Annotated in this window: 18 protein-coding genes; 14 read left to right on the top strand and 4 right to left on the bottom strand. The window is 68.6% G+C overall.

Going from position 1 to position 18,832, the window contains the following annotated elements; translation table 11 throughout:
- Positions 1 to 2 precede the first annotated feature (2 nt).
- Both B2J86_RS09025 and B2J86_RS09030 read right to left on the bottom strand, forming a co-directional pair.
- Positions 3 to 674 (bottom strand): response regulator transcription factor, encoded by a 672-nt coding sequence (locus B2J86_RS09025; protein ID WP_173025300.1) that lies wholly within the window; start codon positions 672 to 674, stop codon positions 3 to 5.
- Positions 674 to 1,006, bottom strand: coding sequence for a PepSY domain-containing protein (locus B2J86_RS09030; RefSeq protein WP_173025301.1), 333 nt, complete (start codon positions 1,004 to 1,006; stop codon positions 674 to 676). The genes B2J86_RS09025 and B2J86_RS09030 overlap by 1 nt, the downstream gene beginning before the upstream one ends.
- A 455-nt stretch (positions 1,007 to 1,461) precedes the next feature.
- On the opposite strand from B2J86_RS09030, the gene B2J86_RS09035 reads away from it, so the two are divergent.
- The 5 genes from B2J86_RS09035 to B2J86_RS09055 all read left to right on the top strand — a co-directional run bounded on the left by B2J86_RS09035 (position 1,462) and on the right by B2J86_RS09055 (position 6,105).
- Positions 1,462 to 1,830, top strand: a complete 369-nt coding sequence (locus tag B2J86_RS09035; RefSeq protein ID WP_173025302.1) for a PepSY domain-containing protein — start codon at positions 1,462 to 1,464, stop codon at positions 1,828 to 1,830.
- Positions 1,831 to 1,909: 79 nt separating this feature from the next.
- Complete coding sequence (locus tag B2J86_RS09040; protein ID WP_173025303.1) at positions 1,910 to 2,386, top strand: DUF2271 domain-containing protein; 477 nt, start codon at positions 1,910 to 1,912, stop codon at positions 2,384 to 2,386.
- Positions 2,387 to 2,396: 10 nt separating this feature from the next.
- Positions 2,397 to 4,607, top strand: a complete 2,211-nt coding sequence (locus tag B2J86_RS09045) for a PepSY domain-containing protein (protein ID WP_173025304.1) — start codon at positions 2,397 to 2,399, stop codon at positions 4,605 to 4,607.
- A gap of 58 nt (positions 4,608 to 4,665) precedes the next feature.
- A complete protein-coding gene (locus B2J86_RS09050) occupies positions 4,666 to 5,691 on the top strand; it encodes an FAD:protein FMN transferase (protein WP_173025305.1) in 1,026 nt (341 codons plus the stop codon).
- Between the two features lie 99 nt (positions 5,692 to 5,790).
- Entirely contained in the window at positions 5,791 to 6,105 is a 315-nt protein-coding gene (locus B2J86_RS09055; protein WP_173025306.1) for a hypothetical protein, read from the top strand.
- Here the strand turns inward: B2J86_RS09055 and B2J86_RS09060 are convergent.
- Entirely contained in the window at positions 6,053 to 7,084 is a 1,032-nt protein-coding gene (locus tag B2J86_RS09060; RefSeq protein WP_173025307.1) for a LysR family transcriptional regulator, read from the bottom strand. The genes B2J86_RS09055 and B2J86_RS09060 overlap by 53 nt on opposite strands.
- Positions 7,085 to 7,198: 114 nt before the next feature.
- On the opposite strand from B2J86_RS09060, the gene B2J86_RS09065 reads away from it, so the two are divergent.
- Positions 7,199 to 8,557, top strand: a complete 1,359-nt coding sequence (locus tag B2J86_RS09065) for an aspartate aminotransferase family protein (RefSeq protein WP_173025308.1) — start codon at positions 7,199 to 7,201, stop codon at positions 8,555 to 8,557.
- Positions 8,558 to 8,644: 87 nt separating this feature from the next.
- A complete protein-coding gene (locus B2J86_RS09070; protein ID WP_173025309.1) occupies positions 8,645 to 10,165 on the top strand; it encodes a CoA-acylating methylmalonate-semialdehyde dehydrogenase in 1,521 nt (506 codons plus the stop codon).
- Between the two features lie 83 nt (positions 10,166 to 10,248).
- Here the strand turns inward: B2J86_RS09070 and B2J86_RS09075 are convergent, their stop codons facing one another.
- Entirely contained in the window at positions 10,249 to 11,058 is an 810-nt protein-coding gene (locus B2J86_RS09075) for a FadR/GntR family transcriptional regulator (protein ID WP_173025310.1), read from the bottom strand.
- 296 nt (positions 11,059 to 11,354) lie between these two features.
- Between B2J86_RS09075 and B2J86_RS09080 the strand changes: the two genes are divergently transcribed.
- The 7 genes from B2J86_RS09080 (at position 11,355) to B2J86_RS09110 (ending at position 18,750) form a co-directional block, all read left to right on the top strand.
- A complete protein-coding gene (locus tag B2J86_RS09080; RefSeq protein ID WP_173025311.1) occupies positions 11,355 to 12,560 on the top strand; it encodes an ABC transporter substrate-binding protein in 1,206 nt (401 codons plus the stop codon).
- 125 nt (positions 12,561 to 12,685) lie between these two features.
- Positions 12,686 to 13,546: a branched-chain amino acid ABC transporter permease gene (locus B2J86_RS09085; protein WP_173025312.1), complete on the top strand. Its 861-nt coding sequence runs from the start codon at positions 12,686 to 12,688 to the stop codon at positions 13,544 to 13,546.
- A gap of 5 nt (positions 13,547 to 13,551) precedes the next feature.
- Complete coding sequence (locus tag B2J86_RS09090; protein ID WP_173025313.1) at positions 13,552 to 14,535, top strand: branched-chain amino acid ABC transporter permease; 984 nt, start codon at positions 13,552 to 13,554, stop codon at positions 14,533 to 14,535.
- Positions 14,532 to 15,302 (top strand): ABC transporter ATP-binding protein, encoded by a 771-nt coding sequence (locus tag B2J86_RS09095; RefSeq protein ID WP_173025314.1) that lies wholly within the window; start codon positions 14,532 to 14,534, stop codon positions 15,300 to 15,302. Before B2J86_RS09090 ends, B2J86_RS09095 begins: the two co-directional genes overlap by 4 nt.
- Positions 15,299 to 16,000, top strand: a complete 702-nt coding sequence (locus B2J86_RS09100; protein ID WP_173025315.1) for an ABC transporter ATP-binding protein — start codon at positions 15,299 to 15,301, stop codon at positions 15,998 to 16,000. Before B2J86_RS09095 ends, B2J86_RS09100 begins: the two co-directional genes overlap by 4 nt.
- 21 nt (positions 16,001 to 16,021) lie before the next feature.
- Positions 16,022 to 17,284 carry a Zn-dependent hydrolase gene (locus tag B2J86_RS09105; protein ID WP_173025316.1) on the top strand — a complete coding sequence of 421 codons (1,263 nt, stop codon included), beginning with the start codon at positions 16,022 to 16,024 and terminating at the stop codon, positions 17,282 to 17,284.
- Positions 17,281 to 18,750: a M81 family metallopeptidase gene (locus B2J86_RS09110; RefSeq protein WP_173025317.1), complete on the top strand. Its 1,470-nt coding sequence runs from the start codon at positions 17,281 to 17,283 to the stop codon at positions 18,748 to 18,750. The genes B2J86_RS09105 and B2J86_RS09110 overlap by 4 nt, the downstream gene beginning before the upstream one ends.
- Positions 18,751 to 18,832: the final 82 nt, after the last annotated feature.

Genomic DNA, 18,832 nt, shown 5'->3' on the forward strand with positions numbered 1-18,832 from the left:
CCTCATCGCGCGCCGCCCGCCTCCACCAGCCGGTAGCCCAGGCCGCGCACGGTCTCGATGCAGCCCTCCGGCAGCTTCTTGCGCAGGCGGCCGACGAAGACCTCGATGGTGTTGGAGTCGCGTTCGCTGTCCTGCGGGTAGATGTGTTCGGCCAGTTCGGTGCGCGAGAGCACCTCGCCCTTGCGCTGCATCAGCAGCGACAGCAGCTTGAATTCGTGGCTGGTCAGGGTGAGCGCCTGGCCGTCGACCAGCACGCGCGCCTGGCGCGTGTCGAGCCAGACGGGGCCGCATTGCCACTGGGCGCTGGCGTGCTCGCTCACGCGGCGCAAGAGCGCGCGCAGGCGCGCGAGCAGCTCCTCCATGTGGAAGGGCTTGGCCAGGTAGTCGTCGGCGCCGGCGTCCATGCCTGCCACCTTTTCCTGCCAGCTGCTGCGCGCCGTGAGGATGAGCACCGGCATGTTGCGCCCGCTGGCGCGCCAGCGGCGCAGCACCGACAGGCCGTCGAGCACGGGCAGGCCCAGGTCCAGCACCACGGCGTCGAAATCTTCCACGTCGCCCAGGTAATGCGCCTGGCCACCGTCGCCCGCGGCCTCCACCGTGTGGCCGGCGCCAGCGATGGCCTGCACCAGCTGGGCGCTGAGCGTGGGCTCGTCTTCCACGACGAGGATGCGCATCAGTGGTCTCCCTTGCGTTTGATTTTCAGCACTTGGCCATTGACGGCGTCCACCTTGAGCTGTGCCATGCGGCCGTCGTTTTGCAGCAGGCGGATTTCGTAAATGTAGCGGCCGTCGTCGCGCTCGAACTCGATCTTCAGCACCTGCCCCTGGTACCCGTGCTCGACCTTGTCGAGCACGGTGCGCAGCGGCAGCACTTGGCCCTGCTCGAGCGCCTGGCGCGCCAGCTCATGGTCGCTGCGGCGGGGTTCGTCGGCATGCAATGCGCTGCCTGCACCCAGGGCGCACAGGACGAGAACCGGCAGGACGGCGAAGCGGCGGGGGATGCTCATGGTGGTTTTATAAGCGCGCGGCAATGAACCGCAGATGAACGCCGCCTTCAGCACAGGTTCATGGTGGTTTTTTGAAAATTCCCTCCAGGCCGGGCGCGATGCCGGGCCACCAAGCCAGGAGTTGCCGCCATGCACAAGAACCACCAGACCGCCCGTCGCTTCCCCACCGCCTGTTCGGCAGGCGCCGCCGTGGCCTCGCGTGTCGCCCGGGCACAAGTGCCCGCAGCGCCGCAGGCTCCGGTCAGGAAGGAGCGAACCATGCGCATCGAAACGGCCCTTGCTGCCGCCGGGCGCCGGGGCGACAACGAATCGAGCCCCTGGACGAAGGGCCTGGGCGGATGGACCATCCGGGCGGGGATGTGGCGCTTTTCGGCGGCGGCTTGCGCGATGTCAGTGAGGGCGAGGGATGTATGCCGTGGAATGGCGTGAACCCCATGCGACCAGGAGATCCGACCATGAAAACCCCCTCTTCCCTGGCGGCCCTGTGCCTGGCCCTGGCCGCCGCCCCGGCGCTGGCGGGCGACGACTGCGACGTGCCCGTGCACCGGTGGCAATCGCGCGACGCCGTGCGCCAGATGGCCGCGCAGCAGGGCTGGCAGGTGCAGCGCCTGAAGATCGACGACGGCTGCTATGAGGTCCGTGGCCAGGACGCCCAGGGCCGCGCCTTCAAGGCCACGATTGACCCCGAGACCCTGCAGGTGCTCAAGATCAAGCGCAGGGAGCGCACCCGGGAGCGTGAACGCGAACACGCTCCCCAGGATGCGCGCCCCGCCCCCGCGGCCCCGTTCACCCCGGGCGGCGCGCCGCGCGGCCAGGTGGAATGAATGCCTTTTTTATCATCAAAACCAGTTCAAGACCTTATCAGGTAAGCGCCAGAAGCTATCAAATTTGAGGAGAACCACCATGTCCAAACCCCTTGTGACCACCATCGCCGCTGCCTGCGTTCTGGCCCTGCCCGCCCTGGCGCACAGCCGCCAGGTGACCCTGACCACCCAGCTCAAGAACTACGGCGGCGACGGTGCCTACCTGGCCGTCTACCTGACGGACGCCAAGGGTGCCTACGCCCGCACGCTGTGGGTGGCCGGCGGCAAGGCCAAGTACTACAAGCACCTGGCCGACTGGAGCCGCCTGTCCGCCGGTGACGCCAAGCGCCTCAACGGCGTCACCGGCGCCAGCGTGGGCGCGGGGCGCACGCTCAAGGTCACGGCCGACCTGGCCGATGCGCTGATCGACGCGGGCTACGAGATCCGCATCGATGCCGCCGCGGAAGACATGCGCGACAGCCCCGGCGAAGTGCGCGTGCCCCTGACCACGCAAAACGCCGGCAAGCCCCAGGCGGGCAAGCAGTACATCCAGTCGCTGACCTATCAACTGCAGTAAGGAGGCGCACATGGGCTGGAAGGTCGTCCACCGCTGGCTGGGCCTGAGCCTCGGCACCTTGGCTTGGGTCCTGGGCCTGTCGGGCGCGCTGCTGGCCATCGACCCGGTGCAGCAGGCCTGGCAGGCGCCCCAGGCCGCGCCGGGCCTGAGCGTGGCCGCGCTGGCGCAGCAGGTGCAGCGCGCCATGCCGGGCGTGGAGGAAATCCGCCGCCTGCCGTCCGGCGCCATCGCCGCCTTCGGCTTTGACGGCGAGCAGGCGCAGGCGCGCTATGTCGATCCGGCCGACGGCCGGCTGCTGGCGGTGTACCGTCCCTCGGTTCTGCCGCGCTGGGTGAAGAACCTGCACCGCGCCCTGCTGCTGGGTGACGCCGGGCGCTGGGGTGCGGCGGGCGTGGCGCTGGCCATGGCGGTGCTCAGCGTCTCCGGCCTGGCGCTGCTGCTGCGCCGCATGGGCGGCTGGCGGCAACTGGCGGGCCGGGTGCGCGGCACGCTGGCGCAGCGCCTGCATGTGCTGGTGGGCCGGGTGGTGCTGGCGGTGCTGTGCCTGTCCTCGGTGACCGCCCCGCTCATGAGCGCCACCACGCTGGGGCTGGTGGCACCCGACGCCCGGCCCGAACCCGAGCTGGCGCCCCGTGCGGGCAGCGGCGCCGCTCTGGGGCCCGCGCGCATCCCCCTGCTGCAAGCGCTGCGCCTACAGGACCTGCGCAAACTCAATCTGCCCGATGCCGCCGACCCCACCGACACCTGGCGGGTCACCACGCACCAGGGCCAGGGCTGGATCGACCGCTACAGCGGCCAGACCCTGGAATGGCACGACGCCACGCTGGCGCAGCAGATCGACGACTGGGCGCGGGTGCTGCACACAGGCCAGAGCGCCTGGCCCTGGGCCGTGGTGCTGGGGCTGGCGGGCGCGAGCGTGCTGCTGTTCTGGGTGACCGGCGTGCTGATCTGGTGGCAGGCGCGGCGGGGCGCGGTGCGCATCACGGGCAACAGCGCGCTGGCGCAGGCCGATGTGCTGGTCTTCGTCGCCAGCGAAGGCGGCAGCACCTGGGGCTTTGCCCAGGCGCTGCACGGCGCGCTGGCCCAGGCCGGGCACCGCGTCCACACCACGGGGCTGGAGCATTTCCAGACCAGCGCCGCCACCCGGCAGGTGTTCATCCTGGCGGCCACCTATGGCGAGGGCCAGGCCCCGGCCCACGCGCGCCACGCCCTGGAGCGCATCAGGGGCCAGGCCGCCGGCAGCGTGCCGGTGACGGTGCTGGGCTTTGGCGACCGGCAGTACCCGGCCTTCTGCGCCTTTGCCCAGGCGCTGGAGCAGGCGCTGCGCGCCCAGGGCTGGCCTGCGCTGCTGCCGCTGGAATGCATACACCAGCAGTCCGGCCAGCAGTTCGCCCGCTGGGGCGAGGCGCTGGCGCAGGCGCTGGGCGAGAGTCTGACGCTGGATTACGTGCCGCGCCTGCCGCCCACCACCGCGCTCACGCTGGAATCGCGGCGCGACTACCCGGGCCAGACCGACCGGCCCACGGCCATCCTGCGCTTTGCCTGGCCGCACACGCCTTGGCCGGAGCGCCTGCGCGGGCGCGGCCTGGCGCGCTTTGCGGCGGGCGACCTGGTGGGCATCGTGGCGCCGGGCTCGAGCGTGCCACGCTACTACTCGCTGGCCTCGGGCACCGAGGACGGATTCCTCGAAATCTGCGTGCGCCAGCTGCCCGGCGGCCTGTGCTCCACCCACCTCTACGGCCTGCAGCCGGGGGATCAGGCCCAGGCCTTCATCCGGCCCAACCCTGGCTTTGCGCTGGAGGGGGGCCAGCGCCAGCCCGTGCTCTTGATCGGCGCGGGCACGGGCGTGGCGCCGCTGGCGGGCTTCATCCGGCGCAACGACCGGCGCACGCCCATGCACCTGTACTTCGGCGCGCGCGACCCGGCACGGGACTATTACTTCGGGCCCGACATCCAGCACTGGCTCGCCGAGCAGCGCCTGGCGAGCGTGCGGACGGCCTTCTCGCGCGTGCCCGGGGGCGGCGGCTATGTGCAAGACGCCCTGCGCCGCGACGCCGAGAGCCTGCGTGCGCTGCTGGCCAGTGGCGCCATCGTGCGTGTGTGCGGCAGCCGTCCCATGGCGCGTGCCGTGGCCGAGGTGCTCGACGGCATCGCCGCCACGCTGGGCCTGAGCGTGCAACAGCTCAAGGCGAAGGGGCGCTATGCCGAAGACCTGTTCTGACCTCGGGGTGCCTCCCTCCGCCGCCGGCGGGCCAGGGAGGGCGCCAGCGGCGCCGGCCATGCACGGTGCCCGCAGCCTCCCTCTCCGCTTCCCTCCAGCGGCGGCAGGGGGCGATGCCACGCGCCTGCAACTGCACGGCCCGACCATGGGCACGCGCTGGGCGGTCACCTGCGACGCGCCGGCGGGGACCGACCGCCAGGTGCTGCATGCCGCCCTGCAGGCCGCGGTGGCGCAGGTGGACGCGCAGATGTCCCCGTGGAAGCCGGACAGCGATCTCGTGCGCCTGAACCACGCGCCCCTGGGCGCCTGGGTGGACCTGCCCGCCGAGATGCTGCAGGTGCTCGCCCGCGCGCTCGAGGTCTGTCGCCTGAGCGGCGGCGCCTTCGACCCCGCGGTCGGGGCACTGGTCGACGCCTGGGGCTTTGGCTCGGTGCGCGATGCGCCCGATGCGCAGGCGATTCGCGCCGCCCGTGCCGCGCCACGCCGCCCCACGCACCATGCCCTGGAACTGGAACTGGAACTGGACCGGGACGCAGGCCGCGCGCGCAGAAGCGCGCCCCTGCAGCTCGACCTGTGCGGCATTGCCAAGGGCTACGCGGTCGACCGCATGTGCACCGTGCTGCAGCAGCACGGCGTGCAGCATGCGCTGGCGGCGCTCGACGGCGAACTGCGCGCCCTCGGCCCCCAGGGGGATGGCACCCCCTGGGCCGTGGCGCTGGAGAGCCCCCAGGCGGGCCGCCGCGCCGCGCAGGGCGTGATCGAGCTGCAGGATCTCGCCGTGGCCACCTCGGGCGACTACCGGCGCTTCGTGCAGGTGGGCGACGCGCGCCTGGCGCACAGCATGGACAGCCGCCGTGGCGGGCCGGTGCACAACGGTGTCGCCTCCGTCACCGTGCTGGCGCCCACCTGCATGGACGCCGACGCCTGGGCTACGGCGTTGCTGGTGGCAGGCCCCGGCGAGGGCCTGGCGCTGGCGCAGCGCCTGGGGTTGGAGGCGCTGTGGCTGCTGCGCCGGGGTGGTGCGCTGGTGGAGCTGGGGCTGGGGCGCTTCGGTGCAGCTGCCACGCCGCCGGGCGGCACATGAACGGCCGATGAACCCGGCGTTCAGAACCGGTTCACGGCCCCCCGCGCAGACTGCAGGCACAGTCACTCCCGACTGCAATCACTGGCCAAGGAGATCACCATGCGCACGACCGTACTTCTCACCGCGATGGCCCTGCTGGCGACCGCCCTCAGCGCCCCCGCGCTCGCCGGGGACCATCGCCGCGATCGCAAGCACGCGCCTGAGCAAGCCGCCGCCGCTCGCTGTGCCGACGGCTTGGACCGCGGCATGCAGGCCGTCCCCCACCACGCCGCCCCCCAAGAGCGCGCCTACGGGTGGCAGTACTTTTCGGACCCCCAGGCCTGCCGCGCCGTCGTCATCAGTCCGCAAGGGGACTACTACCTCAGCCTGGGCAAGGGCCTGCGCTGGGTGGCCGGGGCGCAGACGCAGGTCTGACCGGGTGCGCCGCGTGCGCGGCCACCAGGCACTGCGCAAACGCCTGCGCCGCACGCGGCGGCTGGGGCGACTTGCGCAGCACGCCGACGAACTGGCAGCGGTAGAAGAACTGCGCCGGCTGCACCGTCTGCATTTGGCCGCTGCGCTCGAAGGCCTCGGCGTAGTGGTCGGGCAGAAAACCCAGGTAGCGGCCCGACAGCACCAGCGTGGCGATCGACTCTTGGTCGAAACCCGTGGCCTTGCGCGGCAGGCGCGCGCTGTGGCTCAGCTCCATGTTGGGCGAGTGGTAGCCCAGGCCGGCAAACTGCCAGGCGCGCAGGGCCTGCCAGGTGAGTGGGCTGTGGTCCTGGCCGAACAGCGGGTGCTGCCGGCCGCAGTACAGCAGCATGTTCTCGGTGAACAGGTCGGTGTAGACCAGGCTTTGCGAATGGCGGTGCGCCGGGATGATGCCGACCTGGAAGCGCCCGTCGATCAGCCCGCGCTCGATGACGTTGATGGACGCCACATGCATCTGCAGGGCCACGTCCGGCGCCTGCCCGGTAAACAGCGCAATGGCCGCGCCAATGCGCGCGGCCGGGTTGCTGGCGGTCTTGTCGAACACCGCCACGTCGAGCCGCCCGCCCATGCGCTGGTGGATGTCGTCGATGCTGCTGCGAAACGCGTCCACCGCGCTGAGCAGGCGCAGGGTTTCGTCGTACACGCGCTGGCCCTCGGCCGTGAGCGCAAAGCCCGCGCGCCCGCGCCGGCACAGCGTCAGGCCCAGGCGCGTTTCCAGGTCCTTCATGTGGCGGCTCACGGTGCTGGCGCCGATGTTGAGCTCCAGCTCGGCCGCGGCCATGCCGCCGCACTCGGCCACGCTCTTGAACACCTGCAGCAGGCGCAGGTCCATGTCGCTGATCTGGCCGAGCAGCGCGCGCTGGCGCGGTGCCGCGGCGCTGTGGGAGGAAGCGGGGCGGTGAGGGGGCGTTGTTACGTGCATGAAGTGCTAAGTAAACATTGACATTGCGCTCTTGGAGAGATTAACAGCGGGGGGCAACAATGGCCCACCAGTGCCCCTGCTCCGCAGGGCTGTATTTGTGCATCGGAGAACCCCATGAGCTTCGTCAACATCGACCTTCCCGCCGCCGGCAACGCCCCGCGCATGGATGCCGCCTGGCTCGACGCCCACTGGATGCCCTACACGGCCAACCGCAACTTCAAGGCCCACCCGCGCATGATCGTGGAGGCCAGCGGCGCCTATTTCACCGACTCCGACGGCCGCAAGATCTTCGACGGCCTCTCGGGCCTGTGGTGCTCGGGCCTGGGCCACGGCCGCCGCGAGATCGCCGAGGCGATCGGCCGGCAGGCCGCCAAGCTCGACTACGCGCCCGCGTTCCAGTTCGGCCACCCGCTCTCGTTCGAGCTGGCCAACCGCATCAAGGACCTGACGCCCGCGGGCCTCGACTACGTGTTCTTCACCGGCTCGGGTTCGGAGGCCGCAGACACCTCGCTCAAGATGGCGCGCGCCTACTGGCGCACGAAGGGGCAGGCCAGCAAGACGCGGCTGATCGGCCGCGAAAAGGGCTACCACGGCGTGAACTTTGGCGGCATCTCGGTCGGCGGCATCGGCGCCAACCGCAAACTGTTCGGCCAGGGCGTCGAAGCCGACCACCTCCCGCACACCCAGCCGCCGGCGGGCTCGTTCCACCAGGGCATGCCGCCCACCGGCAAGGAACTGGCCGACAAGCTGCTCGACGTGATCGCGCTGCACGATGCGAGCAACATCGCCGCCGTCATCGTCGAGCCCTTCTCGGGCTCGGCCGGCGTGGTGATTCCGCCCGTGGGCTACCTCGAGCGCCTGCGCGAGATCTGCACGCAGCACCACATCCTGCTGATTTTTGACGAAGTCATCACGGGCTTTGGCCGCGCCGGGGCGATGACCGGCGCCGAGGCGTTCGGCGTCACGCCCGACATCCTGAACATCGCCAAGCAGGTCACCAACGGCGCGCAGCCGCTGGGCGCCGTGGTCGCCAGGAAGGACATCTACGACACCTTCATGAACGCCGGCGGCCCCGAGTACCTGCTCGAATTCCCGCACGGCTACACCTACTCGGCCCACCCCGTGGCATGCGCGGCCGGCCTCGCGGCGCTCGACATCCTGCAGAACGAAGGCATGGTCGGGCGCGTGCAGGCGCTGGCGCCGTACTTCGAGCAGGCGGTGCACAGCCTGAAAGGCGCCAAACACGTGCTGGACATCCGCAACTACGGCCTGGCCGCCGGCTTCACGATTGCGCCGCTGCCCGGCGAGCCAGCCCGCCGGCCCTACGAGATCGCGATGAACTGCTGGAAGAAGGGCTTTTATGTGCGCTACGGCGGCGACACCATCCAGCTGGCCCCGCCGTTCATCAGCGAGAAGGCCGAGATCGACCGCCTGATCAACGCACTCGGCGATGCCCTGGCTGAGACCGCCTGATCCTGCGCATACCCAAAGAATCTCATATTGATAGCTGCCAGCACTTAATAGATAAGCGCTGGCGGCACTTCCATTCAAATTTTCGCCATGCACCACGACAAGAACGTCACCACCACCGTCGGCCACCTGATCGACGGCCAGATCGTTGCCGACACCGAACGCACCCAGCCCGTGTTCAACCCCGCCACCGGCCAGTCCACCACCAGCGTGGCGCTGGCGAGCCAGGCCACGGTCGAGGCCGCCATTGCCTCCGCCGAGGCCGCCTTCCCGGCCTGGCGCAACACGCCGCCATTGAAGCGCGCCCGCGTCATGGGCAAGCTCAAGGTGCTGCTCGAAGAAAACGCCGACAAGATCGCCGCCCTGATCACCGCCGAACATGGCAAGGTGCTGGCCGATGCGCACGGCGAACTGCAGCGCGGCATCGAGAACGTCGAATACGCCAGCTACGCCACCGAGCTGCTCAAGGGCGAGCACAGCCGCAATGTGGGTCCGTCCATCGACTCGTGGAGCGAGTTCCAGGCACTGGGCGTCACGGCCGGCATCACGCCGTTCAACTTCCCGGCCATGGTGCCGCTGTGGATGTGGCCCATGGCCGTGGCCTGCGGCAACACGTTTGTGCTCAAGCCGTCGGAGCGCGACCCGTCGTCCACGCTGTTCATCGCCCAGCTGGCGCTGGAAGCCGGCCTGCCCCCCGGTGTGCTCAACGTCGTCAACGGCGACAAGGTGGCCGTGGACACCCTGCTGCGCGACCCGCGCGTCAAGGCGGTGAGCTTTGTGGGCTCTACCCCCATCGCCGAATACATCTACGCCGAAGGCTGCAAGCACGGCAAACGCGTGCAGGCCCTGGGCGGCGCCAAGAACCACGCCGTGCTGATGCCCGACGCCGATGTGGGCAACGCCGTGAGCGCCTTGATGGGCGCGGCCTACGGCTCGTGCGGCGAGCGCTGCATGGCCATCCCGCTGCTGGTGGCCGTGGGCGACGCAGTGGGCGATGCCGTGGTGGCGGGCCTGAAGACCGAGATCGCCAAGATGAAGGTGGGCCCCGGCACCGACAACCGCAACGACATGGGCCCGCTGGTCACCAAGCAGCACTTCGAGAAGGTGAAAGGCTATGTGGACCAAGGCGTGGCCGAAGGCGCCACGCTGGTGGTGGACGGCCGTGGCGTGCAGGTGGCCGCAGGCCATGAGGGCGGCTACTTCCTCGGCGCCTGTCTGTTCGACCATGTCAAGCCCGGCATGACGATCTACCAGGAAGAGATTTTCGGCCCGGTGCTCGGCGTGGTGCGCGTGCAGACGCTGCAGCAGGCCGTGGACCTGATCGACGCGCACGAGTACGGCAACGGCACCTGCATCTTCACCCGCGACGGCGAGGCCGCCCGCTACTTCACCGACCACATCCAGGTCGGCATGGTGGGCGTGAACGTGCCGCTGCCGGTGCCCGTGGCCTACCACTCGTTCGGCGGCTGGAAGCGCAGCCTGTTTGGCGACCTGCACGCCTACGGCCCGGACGCGGTGCGCTTCTATACCAAGCGCAAGACCATCACGCAGCGCTGGCCCTCGGCCGGCGTGCGCGAAGGCGCGGTGTTCAGCTTCCCAAGCAGCCGGTAACCGGCCCCACGCTGCTCTTGCAAGAAACGGCCCTGCGGGGCCGTTTTGCATGGCCGCTGTGTTGGCAGGGGCCAGGCCGCGGCCTATCGCGTGCGCACGTGCGCGGTGCGGGGGCTGCGCAGGTTCTCGGCATCGAGGATCAGGCGCCCCTGGATGCGCCCCTTCATGCGCTTGACGTTGCTGGCCGCATCCTGCATGTGGCGCTGCATCAGCGCGCGCACCCGGTCCGCATCGCGCGCACGCGCCGCCTGCGTGATCTCGCGGTGGAAGTTGGCATTGGCCTCGCCAAAGCGGCGGTGCTCGGTCTTGGGCGTGCGGTTGCCGAAGACGATGAGCTGGCGGATCATTTCGTTGATCAGTTCGCAGGTGAAGCGCAGGAATGGATTGGGGTTGGCGGCGGCCAGGATGTCGTGGAAATTCACGTCTTCGCGGCGCTGGCTGACCAGGTCTTCGGTGCTGGACGTAGGGTCACAGCAGGCGATGCTGCGCTCCAGCGCCTCGAAGTCGGACTCCGTGAGGTGGGGCACAGCGCCGGCCGCCAGTTCGGGCTCGAGCAGTTGGCGCACGGTGTAGATGTCGTCGATCGTCACGGCCTGGAAGAACAGGTAGTTCTGCATGAACTGCAGGGTGCGGTCCAGCGGCACCTCGGCGATGGTGCCGCCGCCCGATGGGCCGGTCGAGATGGTCACCAGGCCTTGCACTTCGAGCGACTTGAGCGCCTCGCGGATGGTGCCCTTGCTCACTTCGAACTGGGCCTGCAGCTCGACCTCGCGCGGCAGGCGGTCGCCAGGGCTGAGGTTTTTTTCGGTGATCAGCCGTTTGATCTCTTGCGCCACGAGATCGGGCCGCTTGAGCTGCTTGATGGGGCGTTGAGCCGACGGTTTGCTGGCCATTTTGAAAATATTTTCTCTGTGCGGCGGAGATGGTGCGCGGCGCTGCCCGCGGCAGTCGCCCGGATAGTGCAGTGTATGCACCGCCAGCGTGCATGGGAACGTTTCCTAGGGTTTGCACGCGTCTTATTTGTTCTATTTATCACTATAAATACGAACAAAGAGATGGACGTGAAACGTCCGCATGCCAGGTGCCCAGGTTGGGGTCTGGCACGGCCGGTGTTGGCACGCATAGTGCTTTACACCAGGCACCAGCAACCGGCCATATCTGGCCATTTCCCACCCCAGGAGACCTATCCATGCAGCGTCGTCAACTTCTTCAACTCTCCGCCCTGGGCGCCCTGCCCGCTTCGCTCGGTCTGGCGGGCAGCGCCCGGGCCCAGGCATCGGGGGCCATCCAGTTCGGCTGCCCGGTGCCCATGTCCGGCGCCTTCGCCGCCAACGGGAAGTTTGCCGACCTGGGCATGAAGCTGGCCATCGAACAGTACGGCACGGCCCTGAAGCGCCAGCTGGCCTACACCGTGCTCGACACCGAGGGCAAACCCGCTACAGCAGTGCGCAAGGTGCAAGAGTCGTCCCAGCAGCTGGGGACGCGCTTCTTCGCGGGCGGCATCCTGTCGTCCGAGTCGCTCGCCATGGGCAAGGAGGCCGAGAAGGCCGGGGGCATCTTCATCACCACGGCCGGCGCCGATGAGATCACCGGCAAGGACTGCAACAACGCCACCTTCCGTTGGTCCGTGCCCACGTTTGGTGCTATCGAGCAGACGGTGCGGCCCCTGATCGAGGCCAACCCGAAGGCCAAGCGCTGGTACACCATCACGCCGCAATACGTGTTCGGCGACGGCCTGCTGTCCGCGGCCAAGAACATCTTCAAGGAAAAGGGTCTGGAGCATGTGGGCAACAGCTACCACTCGCTCAACGAAAAGGAGTTCAGCGGCTACCTCACCAATGCCATGGCCGCCAAGCCCGACGTGCTGCTGCTGCTGAACTTCGGCTCGCAGTCTTCCGACGCGCTGCGCCAGGCGGTGAGCTTTGGCATGAACAAGAACATGACCATCCTGATCGCCTGGGCGTCCGGCCTGGAGCAGTTCGAGTCCCTGGGGGCGGATCTGTGCGATGGCGTGTATTTCGGCGCGCAGTACTGGCACACCGCCAACACGCCGCTCAACCTCGACCTGGTCAAGCGCGCGACCGACAAGTTCAAGGCCAACCCCAACTACAGCCTGGCCGGGTCGTACATCTGCACCAAGCTGCTGATCGACGGCATCCTCAAGGCCGGAACGGTGGACCAGAAGGCCGTGATTGCCGCGCTCGAAGGCATGAAGTACCAAGGCCTGACGGGTGAGGAAGAAATCCGCAAGGCCGACCACCAGGTGCTGAAGAACTACTACCTGCTCAAGGGCAAGGCCAAGGCCAAGATGGCCAATAAGGACGACTTCGTGGACGTGGTGAGCTCCGGCAAGTCGTTCCTGCCCGTCGACCAGACGGGCTGCAAGCTGGCCTGAGCGCCAAGCCAGGCAGGCCGCGCGGCCCCGTGGTGGGTCGCGCCCTTTCTTCCTTCACTCTTTCAATCCGCTTGCCATCGGCGGGGCCTTCGGGCCTTGCCGGGGCCCCTTTTTTCAAGACTCTCATGAGCATCTACCTGCTGCAGGTCATCAACGGAATCGGCATTGGCATGCTGTACTTCCTGTTGGCCGTGGGCCTGTCCATTGTGTTCGGCCTGCTGCGCTTCGTGAACTTTGCGCACGGGGCCTTCTATCTGCTGGGGGCGTATTTCTGCTACCAGATGACGCGCTGGGGCATGAGCTTCTGGCTGGCGCTGGCGGCGGTGCCGCTGGCCGTGGGGGCGCTGGGCTGGTTGACCGAAAAGGTCCTGCTGCGCCATGTGTATGCCAAGCCGCATGAATTCCACATCCTGGTGACGGTGGGGCTGGCCCTGGCGATCCAGGAACTGGTCATCGTCCAGTGGGGCCCGCTGGGGGACAGCGTGGCCGTGCCCGATCTGTTGCAGGGGGTGGTGATGTGGGGCAGCTTTGTGTACCCCAAGTACCGGTTGTTCGTGATCGGTTTCACCGCCGTGCTCGCGGTGGGGCTGTGGTACGTGCTGGAGGGCACGCGCCTGGGCAGTGCGGTGCGCGCCGGCAGTGAGTCGACCGAGATGGTGTCACTGCTGGGCATCAATGTGTTTCGCATCTTCAGCCTGGTGTTCGCCCTGGGCGCTGCGACGGCCGCCCTGGCCGGGGTGCTGGCCGCGCCGATCCGCGGGGCCGAGCCCTTCATGGGCATCGAGGCCCTGGGGGTGGCTTTCGTGGTCGTCGTCGTCGGGGGCATGGGCAGCTTTGGCGGGGCGCTGGTGGGGGGCTTGCTGATTGGCATCGTGCAAAGCGTGATGAGCACCCTGTGGCCGGAAGGGGCGCGCCTGATGGTTTATGTCGCCATGGCCGCCGTGCTGCTGCTGCGCCCGCACGGCCTGCTGGGCCGCAAAGGATGAACACCATGAAAAAACATTTCCACATGCTGCTGGCCCTGGCCGTCGTGCTGGCCATGCCGCTCACCATGCAGTCGGGATCGCTGGCGAGCGAGGTGCTGATCTTCGGCCTCGCCGCCATGGGCTGCAACCTGCTGCTAGGCCACACCGGCTTGCTGTCGTTCGGCCAGGGCATCTTCTTTGGGCTGGGCAGCTACACGATTGCCCTGACGCTCACGCGCTGGCCACTGCCCATGCCGCTGGCATTGGCGCTGGCCGTGGCCATGGGCGCGCTGGGCGCGGCCCTGGTGGGGTGGATCGCCATCCGCCAGCGCGGCACCTACTTCGTCATGCTGACGCTGGCGTTTGCGCAGATGTTCTATTTCCTCGCCTACTCGTTCTCCGGCCTGACCGGCGGCGACAACGGCCTGATGGACATCCCGCGCCCCGCGCTGGCGGTGGCGGGCCTGACGCTCTGGCCCCTGGCGTCGCCCTGGCAGTACTACGGCTTCGTGGCCGTCGTGTTCCTGGGCGCCTTCTGGCTGCTGCAAAAGGTCTCCGGCTCGGTGTTTGGCCGCACCCTTTTGGCCGTGCGCGACAACGAGGAGCGCGCCGGCGCCATTGGCTACAACCTGCGCTTGCTCAAGCTGCAGGCCTTCGTGATCTCCGGCGCCGTCACCGGCCTGGCGGGGGCGCTGCACGCCATGATGACCGGCATTGCCCCCCTGTCGAATGCCGAGTACCACACCAGTGAAATGATCCTGGTCATGACCGTGATTGGCGGCACCGGCAACCTGCTGGCCTCGCTGCTGGGCTCCGCTTTCTATGTGCTGCTGGGCGACTGGCTGTCCACCTTGTGGCCGCGCTGGCTGCTGCTGCTGGGGGTGGTGCTGATGGTGGTCAGTCTGGGGATGCAGCGCGGTCTGTGGGGCGTGGGCGAGACGCTGTGGGGCTTGGTGCGCCGCAAGGCCCCACAGCCCGGCGTGCCCGCCGCGCAAGGAGAAAAAGCATGAGCGCGCCCATCTTGCTGGAAGCCGTGGGCGTTGAAAAGCGCTACGACAAGTTTGCCGCCCTGGCCGGGGTGGACCTGAAGGTGCGGGCCAACACCGTGCACTCCGTGATCGGACCCAACGGCGCTGGCAAGACCACGCTGTTCCACATGCTCACCGGCACCAAGACCGTCAGCGGTGGGCGCATCCTGTTTGACGGACACGATGTGACCCGCGAGCCCGACCACCGGCGCGTGCAACGCGGCATGGCACGCTCGTTTCAGGTCACCAGCCTGTTCCTGACCTTGCCGGTGCGTGAAAACCTGCGCCTGGCAGCGCAGGGCACGGCACCGACGCGCGCCCTCAATTGCTGGCATGCGCCGCTGGGTGCACGCGCCTGCGCCGACGCAGTGGCCAGCGTGCTGGCACGGCTCGGTCTGGAGCGCCATGCCGACACGGCCGTGGGCAACCTCTCGCACGGGCAGCAGCGCCGCCTGGAGGTGGGCATGGCGCTGGCCGCTCGGCCCAAGGCAATCTTTCTGGACGAGCCTACGTCGGGGATGGGCATCGACGACCTGGACGAGATGAAGCGCCTGATCCAGGGCCTCAAGGACGAGCACACCGTGGTGCTGATCGAACACAACATGAACATCGTGATGGACATCTCCGACACCGTGACCGTGATGCAGCAGGGCCGCGTGCTGGCCGAAGGCCTGCCGCACGACATCCGCAGCGACGACCGGGTGCGCAGCGCCTACCTCGGCAACATGATCACCGGAGGGAAAGCATGATCCTCGACATCGAAAATTTGCATGCCCACTATGGCAAGAGCCATGTGCTGCAGGGCGTGTCGCTGCACGTTGGCGATGGCGAACTGGTCACGCTGCTGGGGCGCAATGGCGCGGGCAAGACCACGACGCTCAAGAGCCTTTGCGGCGTGGTCAGGCCCAGCCAGGGGCGCATTCGTTTTGCCGGGCAGGAAGTGCAGGGCCTGCCGGCCCACGCCATCGCCCAGCGCGGCGTGTGCCTGGTGCCCGAGCACCGCGGCGTCTTCAAGCTGCTCACAGTCGAAGAAAACCTGCTGCTGGGCCAGCGCAAGCACTCGCCCTGGCAGCTCGGCGATGTCTACCGCATCTTCCCGCGCCTCAAGGAGCGGCGCACCAACGGCGGCGGCCAGCTGTCGGGCGGCGAGCAGCAGATGCTGGCGATCGGCCGCGCGCTGATGAACGCGCCCAAGCTGCTGATGCTCGACGAGCCCGTCGAAGGTCTGGCGCCCGTGATCGTCGAAGAGATCGTGGCCCAGCTCAAGACCATCAAGGCTGCGGGTGTCGCCATCTTGCTGGTCGAGCAAAACCTGGAGGTCTGCACCCAGCTGGCCGACCGGCACTACATCATCGAGCAGGGCGCCATCGTGCACGCGGCGGACAACGCCACCTTCCTGGCCGACGACGCGGTCAAGGACCGTTACCTGGGCGTTGGCCTGGTTTGAAATTCTGACGAGCACCCCACCATGAACACCCTGACTTCTTTTCCTGTGGCCACCGAGACCAAGGTGAATGGCGCACGCCTGTGGCAGTCGCTGATGGACCTGGCGCGCATCGGCGCCACGCCCAAGGGCGGTGTCTGCCGCCTCGCCCTCACCGCACTCGACGGCCAGGGCCGGGATCTGTTCGTGCAATGGGCGCGCGAGGCCGGCTGCACCATCCGCGTCGACGCCATCGGCAACATCTTTGCGCGCCGCAGCGGCCGCGACGACAGCCGGCCGCCCATCATGACCGGCAGCCACATCGACACCCAGCCCACGGGCGGCAAGTTCGATGGCAACTACGGCGTGCTGGCGGGCCTGGAAGTGGTGCGCAGCCTCAACGATTCCGGCGTGCAGACCGAGGCCCCGATTGAAGTGGTGGTGTGGACCAACGAGGAGGGCTCGCGCTTCGTGCCCGTGATGATGGGTTCGGGCGTCTTCGCCGGGGCCTTCACCCTCGAACACGCGCTGGCCCAGCGCGATGCCCAGGGCATCAGCGTCGGCGAGGCCCTGACGGCCATTGGCTATGCCGGGCCGCGAGGCGCCACGCCCGCCGTGGGCGCCTATTTCGAGGCGCATATCGAGCAGGGCCCGGTGCTGGAGGCCCACGACCGCGTGATCGGCGTGGTGCAGGGGGCGCTGGGCCAGCGCTGGTACGACGTGGCGGTCCAGGGCATGGAGGCGCACGCCGGCCCCACGCCCATGGCGCTGCGCCGCGATGCGCTGCTGGCCGCCAGCGAGCTGGTGGGCGAGGTCAACCGCATGGCGCTGGAGCGCGCGCCGCACGCGCGCGGAACGGTGGGTGCGATGGAGGTGTTCCCGAACTCGCGCAACGTCATTCCGGGCAAGGTCGGCATGAGCGTGGACCTGCGCGCGGGCGACGACACCGTGCTGCTGGACATGGACGCCGACCTGCGCCGCACCTGCGCGCGCATCGCACGCGAGCGCGGCCTGGTCATCGACGTGCAGCAGGTGGTGTATTTTCCGCCCCAGCCCTTCACGCCGGACCTCGTGGAAGGCATCCGCAGCGGCGCAGAGAAACTGGGCTACAGCGCCATGGATGTGGTCAGCGGCGCGGGCCACGATGCCGTCTATCTGGCGCGGCTGGCGCCCACCGCCATGGTCTTCGTGCCGTGTGAGAACGGCATCAGCCACAACGAGATCGAAGACGCGCAGCCCGAACACCTCGAAGCCGGCTGCAACGTGCTGCTGCAGGCCATGCTGCGCTGCGCCGGGGTGGTGGCATGAAGATCCTGATCGCGCGGCTGAACCACGAAACCAATACCTTCTCGCCTGTTCCCACGCCGCTCGCGGCGTTCGCCCCCACCTATGGCGAGGCCGCCTACCGCGACAACAAGGGCATGCGCACCGCCATGGCGGCCTTCATCGACCTGGCCGAAGGCCTGGGCGCCACGCTGGTCACGCCGGTGTCGGCCACGGCCAACCCCAGCGGCAAGGTGCATGCCGCGGCCTACGACGCGCTGACCGAGCGCATCGTCAGCGCGGCGCCCGGCTGCGACGCCATCCTGCTCGACCTGCATGGCGCCATGGTGGCCGAGAACAGCGCGGACGGCGAAGGCGACCTGCTGGCGCGCGTGCGCGCCGCCGCGCCCGGCGTGCCGATTGGCGTGGCGCTGGACCTGCACGGCAACATCACGCAGAAGATGATCGACCATGCCGATGTGCTGGTCGGCTTCAAGACCTACCCGCACATTGACATGTACGAGACCGGTGCGCACGCCGGCCGCTTGCTGCGGGACATGCTGCAGGGCCGCGCGCGCCACAGCATGCACTGGCACCCCTTACCGCTGATGGGCCACACGCTGCGCAGCACCACGCTGGAAGGCGCCATGCTGCGCGCCGTGGACGCGGCCCGTGCGGCGGAGCAGGCTGGCATGCCGGCGGTGACGGTGTTCGCGGGCTTCTCGCTGGCCGACATTGCTGCGCCCTGCATGAGCGTGGTGGTCACGGGCCATGCCAGCGACCCGCAGGCCGCGCAGGCCGTGGCCGACCGCATTGCACGCCAGATCTGGGACGAGCGGGCCCAGTTCGTGTACGACAGTGAGCAGCTGCAAGATTCGCTGGCCCGGGCACAGGCGCTGGCGCAGGGCGCCAGCCGCCCCGTGCTGTTGCTGGACCACAGCGACAACTGCATGTCGGGCGGTACCTGCGACGCCATGGATGTGCTGCAGGCCGCGCTCGCCCAGGGGCTGGACAACATCGCCATGGGGCCGCTGTGCGATCCGCAGGCGGTGCAGGCGCTGGTGCAGGCCGGCGTGGGCGCGCAGGTGGAGCTGGAACTGGGCAACAAGGTGCCGCTCACGCAGCTGGGCATCAGCAAGCAGCCGCTGCAAGTCACGGGCCGGGTGCTGGCCATCAGCGATGGCGAGTACACCGTCACCGGCCCGATCTATACCGGCCAGCGCTGCGGTATGGGGCGCACCGTGCTGCTGGACATCGGCCGCGCGCAGATCGTGGTCACCGAGCGTCCGCACGAACCCTGGGATCTGGGTGTGTTCAGCTGCGTGGGCGTGGACCCGACGGCGTTTCGCTTCGTGCTGCTGAAGTCGCGCATGTATTGCCGGCCCGTGTTCGTGCCGCTGGCCCAGGCGCTGGTGGAGTGCGACAGCCCCACTGGCGTGACCAGCTCGAACTACGCCCTGTTTCCGTTTTCCCAGGTCCAGCGCCCGGTGTTTCCCCTGGACGCGCTTTGAAGGGTGTGAGCGCCTGGCGCGCGCAATGCTTCAAAAATAAGAGCCGTTGGCGCTTATTTATATTGAATTCCAAGGTATTTTT

This window comes from Acidovorax sp. SRB_14, assembly GCF_012932145.1.
Classification (GTDB): Bacteria; Pseudomonadota; Gammaproteobacteria; order Burkholderiales; family Burkholderiaceae_C; genus Simplicispira.

Coding starts and splice junctions, on each gene's coding strand:
- B2J86_RS09110 (WP_173025317.1), top strand. CDS start 17,281: ATGAAGATCCTGATCGCGCGGCTGAACCACGAAACCAATACCTTCTCG.
- B2J86_RS09035 (WP_173025302.1), top strand. CDS start 1,462: ATGAAAACCCCCTCTTCCCTGGCGGCCCTGTGCCTGGCCCTGGCCGCC.
- B2J86_RS09070 (WP_173025309.1), top strand. CDS start 8,645: ATGCACCACGACAAGAACGTCACCACCACCGTCGGCCACCTGATCGAC.
- B2J86_RS09085 (WP_173025312.1), top strand. CDS start 12,686: ATGAGCATCTACCTGCTGCAGGTCATCAACGGAATCGGCATTGGCATG.
- B2J86_RS09095 (WP_173025314.1), top strand. CDS start 14,532: ATGAGCGCGCCCATCTTGCTGGAAGCCGTGGGCGTTGAAAAGCGCTAC.
- B2J86_RS09045 (WP_173025304.1), top strand. CDS start 2,397: ATGGGCTGGAAGGTCGTCCACCGCTGGCTGGGCCTGAGCCTCGGCACC.
- B2J86_RS09030 (WP_173025301.1), bottom strand. CDS start 1,006: ATGAGCATCCCCCGCCGCTTCGCCGTCCTGCCGGTTCTCGTCCTGTGC.
- B2J86_RS09090 (WP_173025313.1), top strand. CDS start 13,552: ATGAAAAAACATTTCCACATGCTGCTGGCCCTGGCCGTCGTGCTGGCC.
- B2J86_RS09100 (WP_173025315.1), top strand. CDS start 15,299: ATGATCCTCGACATCGAAAATTTGCATGCCCACTATGGCAAGAGCCAT.
- B2J86_RS09065 (WP_173025308.1), top strand. CDS start 7,199: ATGAGCTTCGTCAACATCGACCTTCCCGCCGCCGGCAACGCCCCGCGC.
- B2J86_RS09055 (WP_173025306.1), top strand. CDS start 5,791: ATGCGCACGACCGTACTTCTCACCGCGATGGCCCTGCTGGCGACCGCC.
- B2J86_RS09025 (WP_173025300.1), bottom strand. CDS start 674: ATGCGCATCCTCGTCGTGGAAGACGAGCCCACGCTCAGCGCCCAGCTG.
- B2J86_RS09105 (WP_173025316.1), top strand. CDS start 16,022: ATGAACACCCTGACTTCTTTTCCTGTGGCCACCGAGACCAAGGTGAAT.
- B2J86_RS09040 (WP_173025303.1), top strand. CDS start 1,910: ATGTCCAAACCCCTTGTGACCACCATCGCCGCTGCCTGCGTTCTGGCC.
- B2J86_RS09060 (WP_173025307.1), bottom strand. CDS start 7,084: ATGCACGTAACAACGCCCCCTCACCGCCCCGCTTCCTCCCACAGCGCC.
- B2J86_RS09050 (WP_173025305.1), top strand. CDS start 4,666: ATGCACGGTGCCCGCAGCCTCCCTCTCCGCTTCCCTCCAGCGGCGGCA.
- B2J86_RS09080 (WP_173025311.1), top strand. CDS start 11,355: ATGCAGCGTCGTCAACTTCTTCAACTCTCCGCCCTGGGCGCCCTGCCC.
- B2J86_RS09075 (WP_173025310.1), bottom strand. CDS start 11,058: ATGGCCAGCAAACCGTCGGCTCAACGCCCCATCAAGCAGCTCAAGCGG.